Annotated in this window: 16 protein-coding genes and 1 pseudogene; 7 read left to right on the top strand and 10 right to left on the bottom strand. The window is 71.7% G+C overall.

The window, feature by feature from the left end; translation table 11 throughout:
- Positions 1-224: 224 nt before the first annotated feature.
- The 4 genes and pseudogenes from Hrr1229_RS03015 to Hrr1229_RS03000 form a co-directional block, all read right to left on the bottom strand.
- Positions 225-707, bottom strand: a pseudogene (locus tag Hrr1229_RS03015) (hypothetical protein); the annotation flags it as partial.
- Positions 708-728: 21 nt separating this feature from the next.
- Positions 729-1,667 carry a methenyltetrahydromethanopterin cyclohydrolase gene (gene mch / locus Hrr1229_RS03010; protein ID WP_123114265.1) on the bottom strand — a complete coding sequence of 313 codons (939 nt, stop codon included), beginning with the start codon at positions 1,665-1,667 and terminating at the stop codon, positions 729-731.
- Between the two features lie 78 nt (positions 1,668-1,745).
- Positions 1,746-2,069 carry a hypothetical protein gene (locus Hrr1229_RS03005; protein ID WP_123114266.1) on the bottom strand — a complete coding sequence of 108 codons (324 nt, stop codon included), beginning with the start codon at positions 2,067-2,069 and terminating at the stop codon, positions 1,746-1,748.
- Between the two features lie 82 nt (positions 2,070-2,151).
- Positions 2,152-2,655 carry a hypothetical protein gene (locus tag Hrr1229_RS03000; protein WP_123114267.1) on the bottom strand — a complete coding sequence of 168 codons (504 nt, stop codon included), beginning with the start codon at positions 2,653-2,655 and terminating at the stop codon, positions 2,152-2,154.
- 129 nt (positions 2,656-2,784) lie between these two features.
- Here Hrr1229_RS03000 and Hrr1229_RS02995 point away from each other — a divergent pair, with 129 nt between their 5' ends.
- A complete protein-coding gene (locus tag Hrr1229_RS02995) occupies positions 2,785-3,414 on the top strand; it encodes a halocyanin domain-containing protein (protein WP_123114268.1) in 630 nt (209 codons plus the stop codon).
- 66 nt (positions 3,415-3,480) lie between these two features.
- Here Hrr1229_RS02995 and Hrr1229_RS02990 read toward each other — a convergent pair whose 3' ends face one another.
- A complete protein-coding gene (locus Hrr1229_RS02990) occupies positions 3,481-4,527 on the bottom strand; it encodes a glycosyltransferase (RefSeq protein ID WP_123114269.1) in 1,047 nt (348 codons plus the stop codon).
- 129 nt (positions 4,528-4,656) lie between these two features.
- Here Hrr1229_RS02990 and Hrr1229_RS02985 point away from each other — a divergent pair, with 129 nt between their 5' ends.
- Both Hrr1229_RS02985 and Hrr1229_RS02980 read left to right on the top strand, forming a co-directional pair.
- On the top strand, positions 4,657-6,510 hold the full coding sequence (locus Hrr1229_RS02985) for a S9 family peptidase (RefSeq protein WP_123114270.1): 1,854 nt from the start codon (positions 4,657-4,659) through the stop codon (positions 6,508-6,510).
- Between the two features lie 171 nt (positions 6,511-6,681).
- Positions 6,682-8,076 carry a PAS domain-containing sensor histidine kinase gene (locus tag Hrr1229_RS02980; RefSeq protein WP_176329332.1) on the top strand — a complete coding sequence of 465 codons (1,395 nt, stop codon included), beginning with the start codon at positions 6,682-6,684 and terminating at the stop codon, positions 8,074-8,076.
- Positions 8,077-8,129: 53 nt separating this feature from the next.
- On the opposite strand, the gene Hrr1229_RS02975 is transcribed toward Hrr1229_RS02980, so the two are convergent.
- The 5 genes from Hrr1229_RS02975 to Hrr1229_RS02955 all read right to left on the bottom strand — a co-directional run bounded on the left by Hrr1229_RS02975 (position 8,130) and on the right by Hrr1229_RS02955 (position 13,894).
- Positions 8,130-8,918, bottom strand: coding sequence for an aldo/keto reductase (locus Hrr1229_RS02975; RefSeq protein WP_123114935.1), 789 nt, complete (start codon positions 8,916-8,918; stop codon positions 8,130-8,132).
- Between the two features lie 126 nt (positions 8,919-9,044).
- Complete coding sequence (locus Hrr1229_RS02970) at positions 9,045-11,591, bottom strand: cation-translocating P-type ATPase (RefSeq protein WP_176329331.1); 2,547 nt, start codon at positions 11,589-11,591, stop codon at positions 9,045-9,047.
- 22 nt (positions 11,592-11,613) lie between these two features.
- Positions 11,614-12,450: a sulfite exporter TauE/SafE family protein gene (locus Hrr1229_RS02965; protein ID WP_123114271.1), complete on the bottom strand. Its 837-nt coding sequence runs from the start codon at positions 12,448-12,450 to the stop codon at positions 11,614-11,616.
- A 130-nt stretch (positions 12,451-12,580) separates the two neighbouring features.
- Positions 12,581-13,009, bottom strand: a complete 429-nt coding sequence (locus tag Hrr1229_RS02960) for a plastocyanin/azurin family copper-binding protein (protein WP_123114272.1) — start codon at positions 13,007-13,009, stop codon at positions 12,581-12,583.
- A gap of 132 nt (positions 13,010-13,141) precedes the next feature.
- On the bottom strand, positions 13,142-13,894 hold the full coding sequence (locus Hrr1229_RS02955; RefSeq protein WP_123114273.1) for a helix-turn-helix domain-containing protein: 753 nt from the start codon (positions 13,892-13,894) through the stop codon (positions 13,142-13,144).
- 136 nt (positions 13,895-14,030) lie between these two features.
- Here Hrr1229_RS02955 and crtI point away from each other — a divergent pair, with 136 nt between their 5' ends.
- The 4 genes from crtI (at position 14,031) to truD (ending at position 18,612) form a co-directional block, all read left to right on the top strand.
- Positions 14,031-15,554: a phytoene desaturase family protein gene (gene crtI, locus Hrr1229_RS02950; RefSeq protein WP_123114274.1), complete on the top strand. Its 1,524-nt coding sequence runs from the start codon at positions 14,031-14,033 to the stop codon at positions 15,552-15,554.
- 291 nt (positions 15,555-15,845) lie between these two features.
- Positions 15,846-16,646: a bacteriorhodopsin gene (locus tag Hrr1229_RS02945; protein ID WP_123114936.1), complete on the top strand. Its 801-nt coding sequence runs from the start codon at positions 15,846-15,848 to the stop codon at positions 16,644-16,646.
- Positions 16,647-16,764: 118 nt separating this feature from the next.
- Positions 16,765-17,103, top strand: coding sequence for a peptidyl-tRNA hydrolase Pth2 (pth2, locus tag Hrr1229_RS02940; protein ID WP_123114275.1), 339 nt, complete (start codon positions 16,765-16,767; stop codon positions 17,101-17,103).
- On the top strand, positions 17,104-18,612 hold the full coding sequence (truD, locus tag Hrr1229_RS02935) for a tRNA pseudouridine(13) synthase TruD (RefSeq protein ID WP_123114276.1): 1,509 nt from the start codon (positions 17,104-17,106) through the stop codon (positions 18,610-18,612).
- Positions 18,613-18,619 lie beyond the last annotated feature (7 nt).

Below are 18,619 nucleotides of genomic sequence, written 5' to 3'. Positions count from 1 at the left end.
GCTCAGTCCGTCGTTCCGGCCGCGTCGCCGGCGACGTAGGCGGGCTCGCCGGTTCGGGCGCCGTCCCGCTCTCGGTCGTCGCCCCGCTCCCGGTCGTCGTCCCGCTCCCGGTCGTCGTCCCGCTCCCGGTCGTCGTCCCGCTCCCGGTCGTCGTCCCGCTCCCGGTCGTCGTCCCGCTCCCGGTCGTCGTCCCGCTCCCGGTCGTCGTCCCGCTCCCGGTCGTCGTCCCCTTCCCGCTCGACCCGTTCCGCGAGGTCGACGAGCGCGAGCCACGCCAACAGCCGGGCCGCCCGGTCGCGCCACGTCGCCTCCCACTCCGGGTCGCGGGCGCGGTCGTGCCGCGGGACCGACCCGCGGGTCGCCTCGAACAGCCCGTCGGGCGTGAGCGGGTCCTCGGGCGTCGCCGCCCCGAGGGCCGCGAGCGCCTCCGGCACGAGCAGGACCTCCTCGCGGAGCCCCTCGCGGACCAGTTCGGGGGTCGGCTCGGCGTCGGTTCTGACGAACCCCCGCGACGTCTCTCGGACGAGCCCGAGCGCGCGGAGGAACGCGAGCCAGTCGTTCGCGACCTGCCGGTCGGGGAGGTCACACCGGTCGCGGAGGCGGGCGCAGCAGTCGTCGGTGCGTCCGGGCACGAGCGGCACCGCCCGCTGGAGCTCGCGGAGGTCGTCGACGGCGGCCGGGGGGTCGGGGACGGGTTTGAGTCGCATCGAAGTCGCTCCGCGACCGGATCAGCGGTAGTCGAACGACTCGGCGAGCAGCTCCTCGTCCGTCTCGCCGACGGCGTAGACGGGGCCGTCGACGACGTCGACGGTGACCTTCGCGGGCGCGAAGACGCGCTCGTCGACCTCGTAGAAGTCCCAGCCGGCGTCCTCGAACACCTCGACGAAGGGAGTGCCGTACTCCTCGCGGGCGGTCGAGACGATCTGGTCGAAGCGGTCGTCGTCGCGCGCGACCTGCAGGTGGACCTCGCCGCCGTACGCGAGGGCGTCGTTCGTCCGCCCCATCGCGAGATCCTCGTCGCGGGTCACGGGCGCCATGGGCGCGGCGCCCGAGGCGTGGAGCACGTCGGTCGGCTCGTAGCCGAGCTCCAGCAGGCGGAAGACGGCGAGCTCCGCGGCGCGGGCCGCGGTGGCGACCGAGCCGACGGTCGAGCCGGTCGCGTACGCGGGCAGGAAGACGCCCTCGGCGTCGACCTCGGCGAGGTCGGCAACGTGCTCGGCGACCTCCTCGGTCGGGAGCGCGGTCGACTCGACCGCGAGCGTGGCGAACTCCGAGGAGTCGTAGTAGCCGACGCGCTCGAACTCCGCCTCCTGCCCGACCAGCGCGCGGGCCGGCCCGGAGCCGAGCCCCTCGTAGCCGGACTCGAAGGCGAGCTCCCAGCCGGCCTTCTGCGAACAGAGCAGGGCGATCGCGGGGTGGTCAGTCGACAGCTCGACGTACTGGCGCGGCGCGCCTGCGACCTCGCCCATGCGGGTGCGGAGGTTCGCGAGGCCGGCGGTCTGGATCTCGGCGAGCAGCAGCCCCGCCTCGACGCCGCCGGCGGCGTCGACTCCGAAGTCGACGACGGTAGCGCCGTTGTCCAGCTCGTACCCGACGACGTCGAGCTCGCCGGCGAAGTCGAGCGCCTCGTCGACGAGCTCGATCGCGGTCCGATTGATGCTTTCCATACCCGAGCCTTCTCGCTCCCGCATTAAGGGGCTTGTCTGTTGGCGTCGTTCGGCGAGCGACGCCGTCGCCCGCTCCGGTCAGTCACCGGCCGAGATCGGCTCGATGCGGAAGACGTACTCATCGTACGCGCTGTCGAGGTTGGCCGGCCCCTCCGCGACCGTGTGGTCTGTACAGAGGAGGGCGGTCGCCTCCACGGCGCCCTTCCCGGTGTCCTCCTGATACCGCTCGGTGACCCTGAACGCGGCGGGCTCGTCGCAGCCCCGCCGATAACACGCTTCCGGACCGTTGTCCGGCGGTTCCGCTTCGTCGCCGCGCTCGCGGGCCTCGGTAATATCCCGCTCGATACGTCGGCGCTCCTCGTCGCGTGCCTGCTTGTCACGTCCCGACTTGGTGTCCGGCATACCTGTCCCGTCGCGCCTCGCGAAGATAATAGTACGGTCGATCGTGGCAGATTGCTTCCGAGCGCCGCCCCGCAGCGTCGCGCTACCAGAACCCGCCGTCGGAGCCGCCGTCGTCCCCGACGCCGCTCGGTCCGCTCGGCCCCCGCGGCCCGCTCGGGCGCGGGTCGGGGTCGATCTCGACCAGCTCGCTCTCGGCGCGCGGGTCGATCTCGCGCCCCTCGTCGTACCGGACGAACGAGAGGTAGAAGGGCTCGCCGCAGCCGGGGTCCTCGCCGTCAGCGGCGCCGTCGTCACCGTCTCCGGCGCTGCCGGCGCCCTCGCCGGTCTGTCCGCCGTCACTGACTTCGCCGCCGACGTCGGTCCCGCGCACTCCGTCGTGGGGGTCCCAGACGACCCCGTCGCTCTCGCCGCAGACGAACCGGACGCCGTCGACGTCGGCCGCGTCCTCGAACGGCTCCGCAGGGGCGACGTACGTCCACCCGTCGAGGGGGTACGGCGTCACCGACTTGTCCGCGAGGTAGCCGTCGCGCTCCAGCTCGACGAGGGTCCCGCAGTGCGGGCAGTAGTAGGTGACCGGGTAGCTCATGCGGGAGTTACGGGCGCTGTTTTTATACGCTCATCGGCGACACGTCGGTCCTCGCGGGCGGGGCGGGACGGCGACGCCGCCCGCGACCGGATCAACATATTCACTACAGCCCGTCACAAACCGGGGGGTATGAGCTCGGACGACGTCTCCCGGCGCGCGTTCATGCGGACCGCAGGCGGCGCGACCGCTGCCGCCGGGGCGGCGACGGTGACGGCGGGGACCGCGGCGGCACAGGAGGAACAGCCGGTCTGGCCGAGCGGGGCCAGTAGCGGGAACGTCGGGTCGTACCAGGACGCCCGCGGGCAGAGCGAGGTGACCGTGTCGGTCGGCGCCGGCGACCAGGGGCTCGCGTTCGACCCGACCCTGCTTTGGGTCGATACGGGCACGACGATCACGTTCGAGTGGACCGGGAACGGCGGGGCGCACAACGTGCAGAACGTCGAGGGCCCGGCCGCCCTCGACAGCGGCGACCCGGTCGGCGAGGAGGGGGCGACCTACGAGTACGAGACGAGCGAGGAGGACGTCGGTATCACCCACTACCACTGCGTGCCCCACACCGCCGTCGGCATGCACGCCGGTCTCGCCGTCGGCGAGGACATCGAGACGGAGTCGACCGGCGGCGGGGGCGGCTCGAACGCCGTCTTCGTCCCGCAGGGCGCCCGCGCGCTCGGCGTCGCGACGTTCATCGCGATGGTGAGCACGCTCGGGCTGGCGTTCGTCTTCATGAAGTACGGCGGCACGATCACCCAAGAGGAGTAGTCGGCGTCCGGCGGTTCCGGCGGTGCGGCCCGCGGTTTCGAGCCGTTCGCTTCCGTTCTCTACGTATCAGTCGCTGACGAGCTCCCGATACGTCTCGACGTACCGGTCCAAGACGGCGTCGTGGTCGTAGCCCGCGAAGTCTGGCTCGACGGTCCGCCGCGGGAGGTCGCCGACGGCGACGAATTCGTCCGCGAGCTCGGCCGGGCTCGTGACGAGGCGCCCGCGCTCGCGGCCCTCTACCAGCTCGTGGGCGCTGGAGTCCGCCTGGTACTCGACGAGGGCGACGCAGCCGCACGCGAGCGCCCACAACAGCTCCGTCGCGAACGTCTCCCACGTCGCCGTCGCGGCGACGACGTGGGTCCCTTTAAATAACTCGACGCGCTCGCGGCGCGGGAGGTCGCCGAGGAACGACACCCGGTCGGCGATCCGGAGGTCGCTCGCGGTCGCCTCGATCCGCTCGCGCTCGGGGCCGTCGCCGACGACGGCGGCGGTCCAGTCGCGCCCGCGGAGCTCCGCGAGCCCGAGGAGGAACGTCTCGACGTTGGCGTGGCGGTCCAGCCGCCGCGCGTACACCGCGTCGAACCGGTCGTCGACGTCGGCGGCCTCGACGAGGTCGAAGTCGACGCTCTCGGGGACCACCCGCACGTCGTCGCCGTCGGCCCCGTGCTCGCGGACCCGCGTCTTCGTCGTCCGCGAGGGCGTCGTCACCCTGTCGGCGCCTTTGGCGAGGAAGCGGTACCGCCGGGCGGCGTCCGCGGGGTGGTCGCGCCACCAGTCGACGACGACCGGGGTCCGCGCGAGCGTCCCCGCGACCGTCGCGCCGAGCCCCGGCGTCGGCGGGCTGTTGACCGCGTGGACGACGTCGGGGGCGACCCGGCGGAGCGCGAGCGGGAGCCGCGCGGCGAACGCCGTCGGCGACGGGTCGGCCGCCACCGACCGGTACTCGATCCCGTCCTCCTCGAAGACGTCGTGGTCGCCGCCCCACCACCGCGCGCAGAGCCACACGACCTCGTGGCCGCGGTCGGCGAGCCCGCTGGCGACCCGTCGCGTTCGCTCCCGGGCCGGCGTGACGCCGTGACCCGGGGCGAGAAGCGAGACGAACGCGACGCGCATACGCCGACCGGACGGCGGGCCCGGATAAAAAGACACGGCATCGCGGCGCGGTCGGGCGGACGGAAACGGTCGGGAACCGCCCGTTCCACCACCCGAAACGGTTTCCCACCGCGGCCGGAATCGGACCTCATGCACCGATACGACATCGAACGGTACCTCAACGTGCGGAACGCCGGCGGGGCCGACCTCGGCCCCGACGGTCGCCTCTCCTTCCTGCTGAACACGACCGGCACGGGGCAGGTGTGGTCGGTCGACGAGCCGCTGGGGTGGCCCGAACAGCACACGTTCTTCGAGGAGTCGGTCTCGTTCGCCGACTCCTCGCCCGAGCGCGCGGAGGCCGTCTTCGGCATGGACGAGGGCGGCAACGAGCGCGCGCAGCTGTACCGGCTCAACTACGAGTCCGGCGAGATCGTCGACCTCACCGAGCGCCCCGAGGCGAAGCACCGCTGGGGGGGGTGGGACTCCGAGGGCGACCGCTTCGCGTTCGCCTCGAACCGGCGCGACGAGTCCGTGTTCGACGTGTACGTGCAGGAGCGCGACGCGACCGGCGACGACGCGGAGCTGGTGTACGAGGGCGACGGCTGGCTCTCGGTGGCCGGCTGGTCGCCGAGCGACGACCGGCTGATCGTCCACGAGGCGCAGTCCTCGTTCGACCACGACGTGTACACGCTCGACGTCGCGAGCGGCGACCTGACCCACCACACGCCCCACGAGGGCGACGTGCGGTACGGCAGCCCGGAGTGGGGGCCGGACGGGGAGTCGCTGTACCTCGTCACCGACCGCGACAGCGACACGCTCCGCTTAGAGCGGCTCGACCTCGAGACCGGCGACTTCTCGGTGATCGCGTCCGGCGATGACGAGAGCGAGGCGAGCGATGTGCCCGAGAAGCCGGGCGGCGACGACGGGTGGAACGTCGACGGCGTCGCGGTCCACGAGGAGTCCCGCCGCGTCGTCTACTCCCGGAACGTCGACGGCTACACCGAGATCACGGTCGGCGAGCTCGTCGAGCCCGACCGGATCGACCCCTTCCCGGCCCCCGACCTCCCCGAGGGCGTCGCCGGCGGCGTGAGCTTCGGGCCCGACGGCGACCGGTTCGCGATCACCGCGACCGGGAGCACCCACAACGCGAACGTCTACGTCGTCGAGACGATGACCGGCGAGACCGAGCGCTGGACCGCCGCCTCGACCGCCGGGATCCCGCCGGACACGTTCGTCGAGCCCGAGCTCGTCCACTACCCCACCTTCGACGGGCGGGAGATCCCCGCGTTCTTCTCCGTCCCGGAGACGGAACCGCCCGCGGGCGGCTACCCTGTCGTCGTGGACATCCACGGCGGGCCGGAGTCGCAGCGCCGCCCCTCGTTCGCCTCGGTCAAGCAGTACCTGCTGAACAACGGGTACGCCGTCTTCGAACCGAACGTCCGCGGCTCCTCGGGGTACGGCAAGGCGTACTCCGCGCTCGACGACGTGGAGAAGCGGATGGACTCGGTCGCCGACATCGAGGCGGGCGTCGAGTGGCTCCACGACCACCCCGAGGTCGACCCCGACCGCGTCGTCGCGATGGGCGGCTCCTACGGCGGGTTCATGGTGCTCGCCGCGCTGACCGAGTACCCCGACCTGTGGGCGGCCGGCGTCGACATCGTCGGCATCGCGAACTTCGTCACCTTCCTGGAGAACACCGGCGACTGGCGTCGCGAGCTCCGAGAGGCCGAGTACGGCTCGCTCGACGCGGACCGGGAGTTCCTCGAGTCCATCTCGCCGATCAACAACATCGAGCAGATCGCCGCGCCGCTGTTCGTCCTCCACGGCGAGAACGACCCGCGGGTGCCCGTGGGCGAGGCCGAGCAGATCGTCGAGGAGGCGCGCGAGCAGGGCGTCCCGGTCCGCAAGCTGATCTTCGATGACGAGGGCCACGGCTTCGCGAAGCTGGAGAACCGCATCGAGGCGTACCGCGATATCGTCGACTTCCTCGCGGAGCACGTCTGAAGTCGGGAGGAGCCCCGGAACGAAGCCGTCGGAACCGCGGCCGAACCCGACGCCCCCGAAGTCGGTCGAAAAGCCGCCGAACCCGACGGCCCCGGAGTCGGTCGAAAAGCCGCAAAACACGGGCGTGAAACTTCGTGACCGTTATGTTTCCGCGTAAGTAAGTACGGGAAAATGAACGAGTCCGAGCCGCTCGAGCTGTTGCTCGATCAGGCGCAGGACAAGATCGCCCTCCTCGACGAGGAGGGGAGGTTCACCTACGTCAACGGAGCGGCGGAACGGATCCTCGGGTTCGACCCGTCGGAGCTCCTCGGCGATATCGCCTTCGAGTACGTCCACCCGAGCGAGCGGGAGGCGGTCGAGGACGCGTTCTACCGCACCGTCGAGAACGACGAGTTCACCGAGGAGTCGGTCGAGTACCGGCACCGGACCGCGGACGGCTCGTGGGTCTGGCTGGAGAGCCGGATGTCGAACCTCACCGACGCCCTGATCGAGGGGTACGTCGTCAGCTCCCGCGACGTCACCGACCGGGTGCGGGCCGAGCGCGATCACGAGGAGACGGCCTCGTACCTCCGAGAGATCGCGGCCGTCTCGAGCGACGTGCTGTGGATGTTCGACGCCGACTGGACGGAGCTGCTCTTCGTGAACCCCGCTTACGAGGAGATATACGGCGGATCGATCGACGGGCTGGAAGCCGATCCGCGGACGTTTCTCGACGCGATCCACCCGGACGACGTCCCGGCCGTCGAGGCGGCGATGGAGCGGCTCGCCGCCGGGACCTCGGTCGACATGGAGTACCGGGTGAACCCCGACGAGAACTACAATCGGTGGGTGTGGGTGCAGGCGGAACCGATCGAAAGCGACGGCGAGGTCGTCCGCATCACGGGGTTCGCCAAGGACGTCACCGACCGGCGGCGCCGCGAGCGCCAGCTGGTCGTAATGGACAACCTCCTCCGGCACAACCTCCGGAACGACCTCAACGTCATCCTCGGGACGGCGGAGCTCATCGCGTCCGAGGCGCCGGAGTCGACCGAACACACCGCCGTGATCCGGCGGGTGGGCGAACGGCTCCTCGAGACCGCCGAGAAGGAGCGCGAGATCATCGACCTGATCACCGAGCGACAGGGAACCGAGCGTATCGAGCTCCGCGAGGCCGTCGCCGAGTGCGTCGAGGCGGTTCGGGAGCGTCATCCGGAGGCCTCGATCGAGGTCTCCTCCCTCGATGCGGTCACGATCGAGGGGCGCGCGGAGCTTCGGTCGGCGGTGATCGAGCTGCTCGAGAACGCGGTCCGGCACGCCGCCGGCGGGAGACCCACGGTGCGGGTCGCCCTGAGTCGGACCGACCGCGGCGCGGAGCTCGTCGTCAGCGACGACCACGCGCCGATCCCGACCGTGGAGGCGAACGTCCTCACCGGCGACCACGACATGACCGACGTCTACCACAGCAGCGGGCTGGGGTTCTGGCTCGTCTACTGGTCCGTGGAGATGTCGAAGGGCGGGATCGACGTGGACTCGGCCTCCGACCGCGGGAACGAGATCACGATCGTCCTCCCGGCGGCGAGCGAGTGACCTGACGGCGGGATCCCGCCGGGGTCGCGGGTCGGACCCGACCGCAGCGGACCCTACTCCCAGTCCGGCCCGAAGTCCGGGTTCAGCTGGCGGTCGGTCCGGCCGAGCGTGTCGATCTCCTCGACGTCCTCGGCGTCCAATTCGAGCCCGAGACTCGCCCAGTTGTCGGCGATGTGGTCCTCGCCCGTCGCCTTCGGGATGGCCGTGACGCCCTTCTCGCGGAGCCACGCGAGGCTCACCTGCGCCGCGCTGACGCCGTGCTTCTCGGCGATGTGGGTGATCGCCGGGTCGCCGAGCACGTTCCCGCGGGCCAGCGGGGAGTAGGCGACGAGCTCGACGCCGTTGGCGTCGGCGTACTCGCGCAGCTCCTCCTGTCGGAGCAGCGGGTGCATCTCCACCTGGTTCGCGAACGGCGCCTCGCCGAGCGCGTCGGTCGCGGCGTCGAGGTGGTGCGGCTCGAAGTTCGAGACGCCGATCCGGTCGACGAGCCCGTCGTCGCGGAGCTCGGCGAACGCGGGCAGCGTCTCTTCGGGGTCGTACGCGCCCGCCGGCCAGTGGACGTACAGCAGGTCGACGTACTCGGTGCCGAGCTTCTCTAAGCTCTCGCGGGTGGACGCGGCCACGTCCTCGGGCGCGAGCTGGTCGATCCACACCTTCGTCGCGAGGAAGACGTCGTCGCGGTCGACGTCGGCCGCGGCGATCCCGTCGCCGACGGCGGCCTCGTTGCCGTAGATCTGGGCGGTGTCGACGTGGCGGTAGCCGGTCTCCAGCGCCGTCTTCACCGACTCGGTACACTGCGCGGGGTCGTCGTTCTCCCACGTGCCGAGCCCGAGCACGGGCATCCCGTCGCGGGTCGGAACGTCGAAGGACTGCTGTCGCTGTGACATGGTTGAGGGTAGTCGCGTGAGGGGAAAGTCGGTTGCGGTCGCGGCGCGTCGGGCGGGGGACCGACGACCCCGACGCCCGCGTTAATCGTCCAGCAGCGCCCGCGAGGAGTTCGTCACGACGAGCAGGCTGGAGGCGCCCATCGCGACCGCGGCGAACAGGGGGTTGAGCAGGCCGGTGACCGCGAGCGGGATGGCGACCGCATTATAAAGGAACGCCCAGCCGATGTTCCCCTTCACGCGGCGGCCCGCCGCCCGCGAGAGCTCGAAGACGGTCGCGACCGAGCCGAGGTCGTCGTCGACGATGGCCACGTCGGCCGCGTCGGCCGCCATCGCCGTCCCCCCGCCGAGCGCGATGCCGAGGTCCGCGGCGGCGAGCGCCGGCGCGTCGTTGGTCCCGTCGCCGACCATCACCGTGAGCCCGCTCGCCTTCAGCCGCTCGATGGTCTCCGCTTTCCCCTCGGGGGGAACGCCGGCGAACACCGACGAGACCGCGTCGTGCTCGCTGAAGACGGTCGCCGCGCGCTCGTCGTCCCCGGTCAGGACGACCACGTCGACGCCCTCGTCGTCGAGCGCGGTCACCGTCTCCTCCCACCCCTCGCGCAGCTCGTCGCCGACCACGACGACGCCCTCGGCCGCGCCGTCGCGCCCCACCGCGACGGGGACGCGACCCACGTCGCGCGCCTCGGCGACCGCCTCGCGGATCGCGTCGGGGACCGTCCAGCCGCGCTCGTCGAACAGGGCGGGGTGGCCGACGACGATCTCGGTCCCGTCGACCATCCCGGAGACGCCGCGGGCGTGGCTCTCGAAGCCCTCGACGGCGAGCGGCTCGCCGGAGTCGTCTCCGGCGGTCGCCTCGGGCCCGCCACCGGTCTCGGCCGCTTCGGCCGTCCCGCCGTCGGCAACCGCGGACGGAGCGGGTGACGCGTCGGTGTCTCCCGGCCCCCCGCCCGCGCTCGCTCGGGCCGCGGCGATAGCCCGCCCGACCGGGTGCGCCGAGCGCTCCTCCAGCGCGGCCGCGAGCCGGAGCAGGTCGTCGTCGACGTCGGCCGAGACCACCTCCATCTCGCCGGTGGTGAGCGTCCCCGTCTTGTCGAACACGACGGTGGTCGCGTCGCGGATCCGCTCGAAGACGGTGTCGTCGAAGATCACGATCGAGCGTTCGAGCGCGTCGCGGATCCCCGCGGCGACCGCGAGCGGGGTCGCGAGTCCGAGCGCGCAGGGACACGAGACGATGAGCACCGTGAGCCCGACGAGCATCGCCTCCGTCACGCCGTTCCCGAGCGCGAGGTTGGCCGCGGCGGCGACGATCGCGACCCCGAGGACTACCGGGACGAAGACGGTCGCGAGCCGGTCGGCGAGCTTCTGGACACCGTGGTTTCCGCTCTGGAGGTCCCAGACGAGCTCCGCGACGCGGTCGAGGCTGGAGCTCGCGTCCGGCCCGACCGCGACCGTGAGCGAGCCGTCCGCGACGACGGAGCCGCCGACCACCTCGTCTCCGGGCGTCTTCCGGACCGGCATCGACTCGCCCGTGACGACCGACTCGTCGACGGCCGCGTCGCCCGCGACAGCCTCGCCGTCGACCGGAACGCGCTCGCCGGCCCGCACCAGCAGCCGGTCGCCCGGGGCGAGGTCGTCGATGGCGACCTCCTCGGTCTCGCCGGCCTTCGCCTCGCCGGCCGCGTCGCTCTCGGCAGTCAGTCGCCGCGCGCTGTCAACCTGCACCGCCGTGAGGTCGGAGAGGAGTTCGGTCGCGCGCTTTTTCACCGCGTCCTCGTAGCTGTTGCCGACGGTGACGATCACGATGATCGCGACCGTCACGTCGTAGTAGATCGACGGCGACTCGACGAAGATCACCGCGAGCGTGCTGTAAACGTAGGCGCTCACCGCCGCAATGGCGACGAGGAGGTCCATGTTCGGCGACCGCGTCTTCGCGCTGACGTACGCGCCCCGCAGTATCGGCTTGCCGGTGAACAGGAGGACGACGGTCGTCAGGACCGCGATCACGATGAAAAAGTACGTCCCCGAGGTCGACGACATCGCCTGGTTGAGGTATTCCAGGGTGCGCTCGTTGTAGAAGGGGAACGCGAAGTAGGTCGGGTAGATGATGACGATGTACTGCAGCATGACGGCCATCCCGACGAGCACGCCGGCCGCGAGCCGGGCCGTCGCCATGTTGTCGGCCTGCCGGCGCGCGAAGGCGTCGTCGCGGGGGTACGCGCTGTAGCCGAGCCCGCTCACCGCCTCGGAGAGGTCGTCGGTGGAGACCCCATCCGGGTCGTGGTCGATCCGGACGGTGTCCGTGACGTAGCTCGCGCTCGCGGCGCTGACGCCCTCGGTCCGGGTGGCGACCGTCTCGATGAACGCCTCGCAGGTCGCGCAGTGCATCCCGTCCACTTCGAGGAACGTCGCCTCGTGGTCGGCGGGCACGTCGTCGGAGTCGTCGGCGTCGTCCCCGTCCTCGCCGTCGGCGCGCCGCCGCTCGCGCACCGCGTCGGCGTCGACGTCGACGTCGCCGAGGGCCGCGTACACGTCGCGGCAGCCCGGACAGCAGAACTCGTTGCCCTCGTCGTCGACCACGTCGACGCCGTCGGTCGGGAGCTCGCAGAGGGTGCAGTCGGGCGCGCTCATCGGTCGATCGCCTCCGTCATCGTCACATCCCCCCCATCATCCCGGCGTCGAGCGGGTTCCAGAACGGGAGCCGCGGATGGGGGACGTGGATCCCGACCGACATCAGCCCGTGCGCGAACAGGACGTAGCCGAGCGCGACGAACGCGACGCCGAGCAGCCGGTGGACCCGGCGCCGGTGGACGGCGTCGATCCCCTCGATCACTGTGCCGTAGAGGAACACCGCGGGCATCGTACCGATTCCCAGCGCCGCGAGCGCGACCCCGCCGCTGACCGCCGAGCCGCTGGCGAACGCGTAGAGGTACGCCGGATAGAGGATCGGGCAGGGGAGCAGCCCGTGGACCGCGCCGAGCCCGACGATGCCGGGGCCGTTCGCGAGCCGGTCGACGTGCCCGGTGAGCCACCCGGTGACCCGTTCGAGCCCCGGGAGGTGGACCCCGCCCGTGGCGCCGCCGAGCGCGTACCGGACGCCGACGAGGATCACGGCCGCGCCCACGCCGAGACCGACGACGCCGCGGACGACCTCCGCCGCGCCCGTCAGCGTCGCCGTCGTGACGAGGACGACCCCGCCGAGCGCGCCGAGCGCCGCGCCGATGACCGTGTAACTCGCCGCGCGACCGAGGTTGAACAGCGCGTGCTGGCGGACCTCGTAGGTCGTCAGGTGGCTCCCGCGGCGGTCGGCGGTCGCGGACGCGGCGCCGCCGTCCGTCGCGCCCCCGCCGTCCGTCCGGCTCCCCTCGCGCATCCGGCCGGCGTACACCGTCACGAGCGGGCCGCACATGCCGATGCAGTGGGCGCCGCCGAGCAGCCCGATGGCGAGGAACAGGAGGACGTCGGTCCCCAGGAGCGTCGAGACGTTCATTAGCTGTCTGTTACCGTGAGTTGGGGTCGCGGGCGCTTAATGGGTTTCGTCGGGAGCGGGTTTGGCTCGCCGGGCGCGGAACTGGCTCGCCGGAAGCGAGACCGACCGCCCGCGTCGCCGCCGGCACACGTCACTCCTCCACGAGGACGGTCGCGTACATCCCGCCCGTCTCGTGGGGAATACAGACGTAGTCGTAGCGGCCGGCGACCTCGAAGGTGTGCGAGAAGCGGTCGCCGCTCTCCAACCCGCCGCCGAAGTCGGACTCCCAGGCGTCGCGGGCGGTCTGCTCGTCGTCGTAGCCGCCGGAGGCGAAGTAGTCGGCCGCGTCGGGGATCGCCCCCTCGTACGCCGTGACCGTGTGCGCTCGCGAGCTCGTGTTCTCCCAGACGACGGTGTCGCCGACGGACACGGTCAGCTCCGCGGGCTGGTACGCGGCCGCGAGCATTCCGACGTCGTAGTCGGGGTCGCCGCCGACGCCCACGCAGCCGGCGAGGACCGCCGTCGCCCCGGTACCGATTCCGGCCGCGCCGACCCGCCCGAGGAACCGTCTGCGGTGCATACGTCAACTCGGGGCTTCGGTCGTTTCAATACCGCGGTTCGCCTCATCGCGCGGGAATCGCGAGGGCGGCGGTGTTCCGCCTCGGCTCCCGGCCATCGGTCGCGAGTCCCCGCCTCGGCTCCCGGCCATCGGTCACGGGTCCACGAGCTCGTCGAACACCCGGCGCTGCGCGGCCGCGAGGTGCTCGGCGAACGTGGAGCGGGCGATCCCGACGGCGGCCGCGACCGCCTCAGCGTCGGTCTCTCGAGGGTACTCGAAGTAGCCGAGCCGCTGGGCGGTCCGGACGACCTCGCGCTGTCGGTCGGTGAGCCGCCCCCGATCGACGACGACGGGGTCGCCCTTCCCCGACGCGCCCGAGCGCGTCAGCCGTTCGAGCGTGACCGACGCCCCGGTGGCCTCGACCGTCTCGACGATCTCGTCGATCGGGTCCACCGAGGGCAGCGAGAGCGTGAGCAGGATCCGGTCGGGGGCCGTCCGGACCGTGACGTCGGAGACCGGGTGACCGAGCGACTCGATCGATCGACAGGGGTACGGCTCCGCGGGGGAGCTCCGGACCCGGTAGACGTACTCGCCGTCGGCCGCGAACACCGGCTCCGCGCCGATCAGCCGGTCGGTGCGGAACTCCGAGACCACGGCGTCGTCGAGGCGGACCCGCTCCACGTCCGTGGCGACCGACCCGTCGGGGAGCGCCTCCGCGACCGGGGCGTGCGGGGGGTCGCGGACGGCGAGGCGGGCGCGGACGCCGCGAGAACGACCCGCGGGGCCCGCGGCGACCGCGCCGTCCTCGTCCGACTCGTCGTCGACGGCGGAGTCGGCGGCGTCGTCCCCGGACGGATCGGCGAGGTCCTCCGCTGACGACGACGAGCGACGTGACCCCCGCGACATGTTCGAATCTAGCCCACGGATCGGTAAAAGAACGGTCCCGAACGAGTACGTCCCCCGGTCGCACGGCCAGGCCGGGTTATAAAGTCCCGTCGTGGGATGGACACGACTCTCCCCCTCGGGAGCCGTTGGTCCGACGATGACAGCGCGAGGGCTCGACGGGGTCTCGATCGGTATCGTGGGGGGCGGCGTCGGCGGGCTCTCGGCGGCCGCCCACTTGGCCGACGCCGGGGCCGAGGTGACGCTGTACGAGCGCCGGGAGCGCGTCGGCGGGGTAGCCGGCCGGCTCGAACGGGACGGGTTCCGGTTCGACACCGGTCCCTCGTGGTACCTGATGCCGGACGTGTTCGAGCGCTTCTTCGAGCGCTTCGGTCACGAGCCGAGCGACTTCTACGAGCTGAAGCGGCTCGACCCTCACTACCGCGTGTTCTGGGACGACGGGGACCGGGCCGACGTCCCCGCCGACCCGGACGCGGCCGCGGAGCTGTTCGAGTCGTACGAGCCCGGCGCGGGCGACGCCTTCCGCCGGTACCTCGACGACGCCGAGACGGCCTACGAGATCGGGATGGACCGGTTCGTGCTCCCGGGGCGCTCGCGGCTCCGCGACTACCTGTCGTCCGACGTCCTCGCGGGCGGGCGGAAGCTCGACCTGCTCGACACGCTCGACGAGCACGTGGCGTCGTACGTCGAGCACCCGAAGCTCCGCCAGCTGCTCCAGTACACGCTCGTCTTCCTCGGCGGGTCGCCGTACAACACCCCGGCGCTGTACCAGCTGATGAGCCACGTCGACTTCGGGCTCGGGGTGTACTACCCGCTCGGCGGGATGTACGAGGTGATCGAGGCGATCGAGTCGGTCGCGACGGAGCGTGGGGCGGACGTCCACACCGGCGTCGGCGTCACGGGCATCGAGCCGGGCTCCGACGAGGTCGCCGTCGAGCTGAGCGGCGACCGCTACGTCCACGACCGGGTCGTCTGCAACGCCCCGCCCGAGCACGTCGAGCGCGAGCTGCTCCCCGACGGCGCGGTGTCGCGCCTCGGCGACTACTGGGGCCGCCGGACGTACGGCCCGAGCGCGTACCTGCTGTACCTCGGCGTCGAGGGGTCGCTCGACTCGCTGGCGCACCACACGCTCGCGCTGCCGACGGACTGGAAGCCGCACTTCGACGCGATCTTCGAGTCGCCCGCGTGGCCCGAGGACCCCACGGTGTACGTGAACGTCCCCTCGCGCACCGACCCGTCGGTCGCGCCCGACGGCCACGAGGCGGTCGTGACGCTCGTGCCGCTCGCGCCCGGACTCGACGACGGTCCGGACCGCCGGGCCGCGTTCCGGGAGCGCGTCCTCGACGCGGTCGAGTCGTACACGGGGTCCGACCTCCGCGACCGGATCGTTGTCGAGGAATCCGCCTGCGTCTCCGAGTTCGCGGACCGGTTCGACCGGCCGGGCGGGAGCGCGCTCGGACTCGCCCACACGGTGACTCAGACGGGACCGCTCCGACCTGGCCCGCGTGTCAGAGGGGTAGACCGGCTCTACTACGTCGGCGGGAGCAGCAACCCCGGCATCGGCGTCCCGATGTGCCTGCTGAGCGGGGAGCACTGCGCCGACGCGGTCGCGGCGGACGTCGCCGGCGGCCCCCTCGATCGGCTCCCGCTGATCGGACGGTGAGGTGCAGAGCGGATCCCGCCGGTCGGACGGTGAGGCGTGGATCCCACCGTTTGGGCGATGCAGAGCCGATTCCGTCGATCGAGCGCTGCGGACGACACGCAAAAAACGATCGTTCACCCTCATCAGGGAGAATCGAAAACTTTCCAACGATCCGTCGCGAGACCCCAATCCGTCAAAAAACCCTTACTTGTCAGGTTTGGACCTTTAATTGAATTACCACGTACTCCTGTCCGTCGCATGATCGAAACAGCAGCGGCCGACGTACTCGCAAGCGGTATGGTCCCGCTCGAAATGACTCAAACCGAAGTGTTCCAGGCGATCCAAGCTGACTCGCTTCTGAGCGCGTCGCTCTGGATCAACATCGCCCTCGCGGGCCTGTCGATCCTCCTGTTCGTGTACATGGGGCGGAACGTGGAGGACCCCCGCGCTCAGCTGATCTTCGTCGCCGCGCTGATGGTGCCGCTGGTGTCGATATCGAGCTACACCGGGCTCATCTCCGGGCTCACGGTCAGCTTCCTCGAGATGCCGGCCGGACACGCGTTGGCGGGGCAGGAAGTGCTCACCCCGTGGGGCCGGTATCTCACGTGGGCGCTGTCGACGCCGATGATCCTCATCGCGCTCGGCCTCCTGGCCGGAACGAACGTGACGAAGCTGTTCACCGCCGTCACGGCCGACATCGGGATGTGCGTCACCGGGCTCGCGGCCGCCCTGACCACGTCCTCCTACATGCTCCGCTGGGTCTGGTACGTCATCAGCTGCGCGTTCTTCGTCGTCGTCCTCTACATCCTGCTCGCCGAGTGGGCCGAGGACGCCGAGGTCGCCGGCACCGCAGAGATCTTCAACACGCTAAAGGTGCTCACCGTGGTCCTCTGGCTCGGCTACCCGATCTTCTGGGCGCTCGGCGCCGAGGGGCTCGCGGTGCTCGACGTCGCCATCACCTCGTGGGCCTACAGCGGGATGGACATCATCGCGAAGTACCTCTTCGCGTTCCTCCTGCTGCGCTGGGTCGTCGACAACGAGCGCACGATCGCCGACATGGCGTCCGGCCTCGGCTCGGCCTCCCGCGGCGGCGCGGCCCCGGCCGACGACTGACGACGCGGTCGAAGCTCCCCGTTCACCCGTCTCTTTTCAATCGGTGCCGACGCCGGTCAGCCTCCGGCGCGGCGCCCGAGAGCAAAGCGCTAAACCCGCGGCGGCGGTGGAACGGGACATGAAACAGGCCATCGTCGCCCGGACGGACATCGGCATGGGCGAGGGGAAGCTCGCCGCGCAGGTCGCGCACGCGTCGCTGTCGGCGTATCAGGACGCGGGGCGGCGCGCCCGGAAGAAGTGGCAGGGGGAGGGACAGAAGAAGGTCGTGCTCAAGGGCGACTCCGAGAGCCAGCTGTTCGCGCTGGCCGACAAGGCGGAGACGGAGGGGCTCCCGTACGCGATCGTCCGGGACGCGGGTCACACCCAACTGGAGCCGGGGACCGTCACCGCGCTCGCGGTCGGTCCCGCCCGCGACGACAGCGTCGACCGGGTGACCGGCGACCTCTCGCTGTATTAAATGGCCTCCGAGCACGCCCTCCGCGAGGCGCACCCGACCGAGCGCGCGGTCGGCATGGCGTACTACGCCACCGACGCTGAAGGGATCGGCGGCCGACTGCGGGAGTCCCCCGACGACTTCCGGGTCCGCGAGCTGGAGGCGTTCGATCCGGAGCCGTTCGGGGCCGACCGCGGGAGCTACCCCGAGCTGGTCGTCCGCGTCACGCTGCGCGACTGGGACACGAACGACTTCGCACGCCGGATCTCGGACGCGCTCGGAATCAGCCGCGAGCGCGTCTCCTGGGCCGGGACGAAGGACAAACGGGCGGTCACCACGCAGCTGTTCACGCTCCGCGAGGTCGACCCCGACGAGCTCCCCGCGATCCGCGGCGCCGACATCGAGCCGCTCGGTCGGGCCGGCCGGCGGCTCTCCTTCGGCGACCTCGCCGGCAACGCCTTCGAGATCCGGGTCGCCGACGCGGTCGAGGAGGCCCCCGAACGCGTCGCCGACGCGGTGCGCGACCTCCGGGCGTTCGCGGGCAGCGAGGGAGGCGACGACGCGGAAGCGACGGCTGGCGACCTCGCAACCGACGCGACCGTCGGCGTCCCGAACTACTTCGGCCAGCAGCGCTTCGGCAGCCGGCGGCCCGTCACCCACGTCGTCGGGCTCGCGATCGCTCGGAACGACCCGCGCGAGGCGGTCCGGCTGTACGCGGGCAATCCCGCGGAGACGGAGCCGGACGACACCCGGGCCGCGCGCGACCGCGTCGACGCCGCGTTCGGGGTGGACGCCGACGTCGCCGGCGAGGGCGTCACCGGCGGGGGAACCGCCGCCGGCGCCGAGCGCTCCGCCGCCGACGGCACCGGCGACGGCGACTGGGGCGCCTGCCTCGACGCGATCCCGGGCAAGCTCCGGTTCGAGCGCTCGATGGTCCACCGGCTCGCCGACCGCGGCGTCGCCCCCGACGCGCCGCCCGATCACGACGACTGGTGGCACGCGCTGGAGGCGGTGCCGTCGAACCTCCAGCGACTGTTCGTCAACGCCGCCCAGTCGTTCCTCTTCAACCGGATCGCCAGCGAGCGGCTCCGCCGCGGGCTCCCCTTCGATCGCCCCGTCGCCGGCGACGTGGTCTGTTTCGCCGACGCCGACGCCCCGGACGAGCTGTACGCGCCGGACACGGACCGGCTCCAGCGGGTCGACGCCGACCGCGTCTCGGTCGTCTCGCGCCACTGCGAGCGCGGGCGGGCGTTCGTCACCGCCCCGCTCGTCGGCACGGAGACCGAGCTCGGCGACGGCGAGCCCGGCGAGATCGAGCGCGAGGTCCTCGCGGACGCGGGGATCGAACCGGGCGACTTCGCGCTCCCAGGGGAGTTCGACTCCGCGGGCACCCGGCGGGCGGTCCTCCTGCGGACCGACCTCGACGTGACGTTCGCGGACGGCGACCCGCGGTTCGCGTTCGCGCTCCCGAGCGGCTCGTACGCGACCGCGCTGCTCCGGGAGTTCCTCAAGCAAGGACCGCTCGACCTGTGAGCGGGGC

Source organism: Halorubrum sp. CBA1229 (assembly GCF_003721435.2).
Taxonomy (GTDB): Archaea; Halobacteriota; Halobacteria; order Halobacteriales; family Haloferacaceae; genus Halorubrum.
Note: the sequence above shows the minus strand (reverse complement) of the source record. Positions and strands in the feature narration are given on the sequence as shown.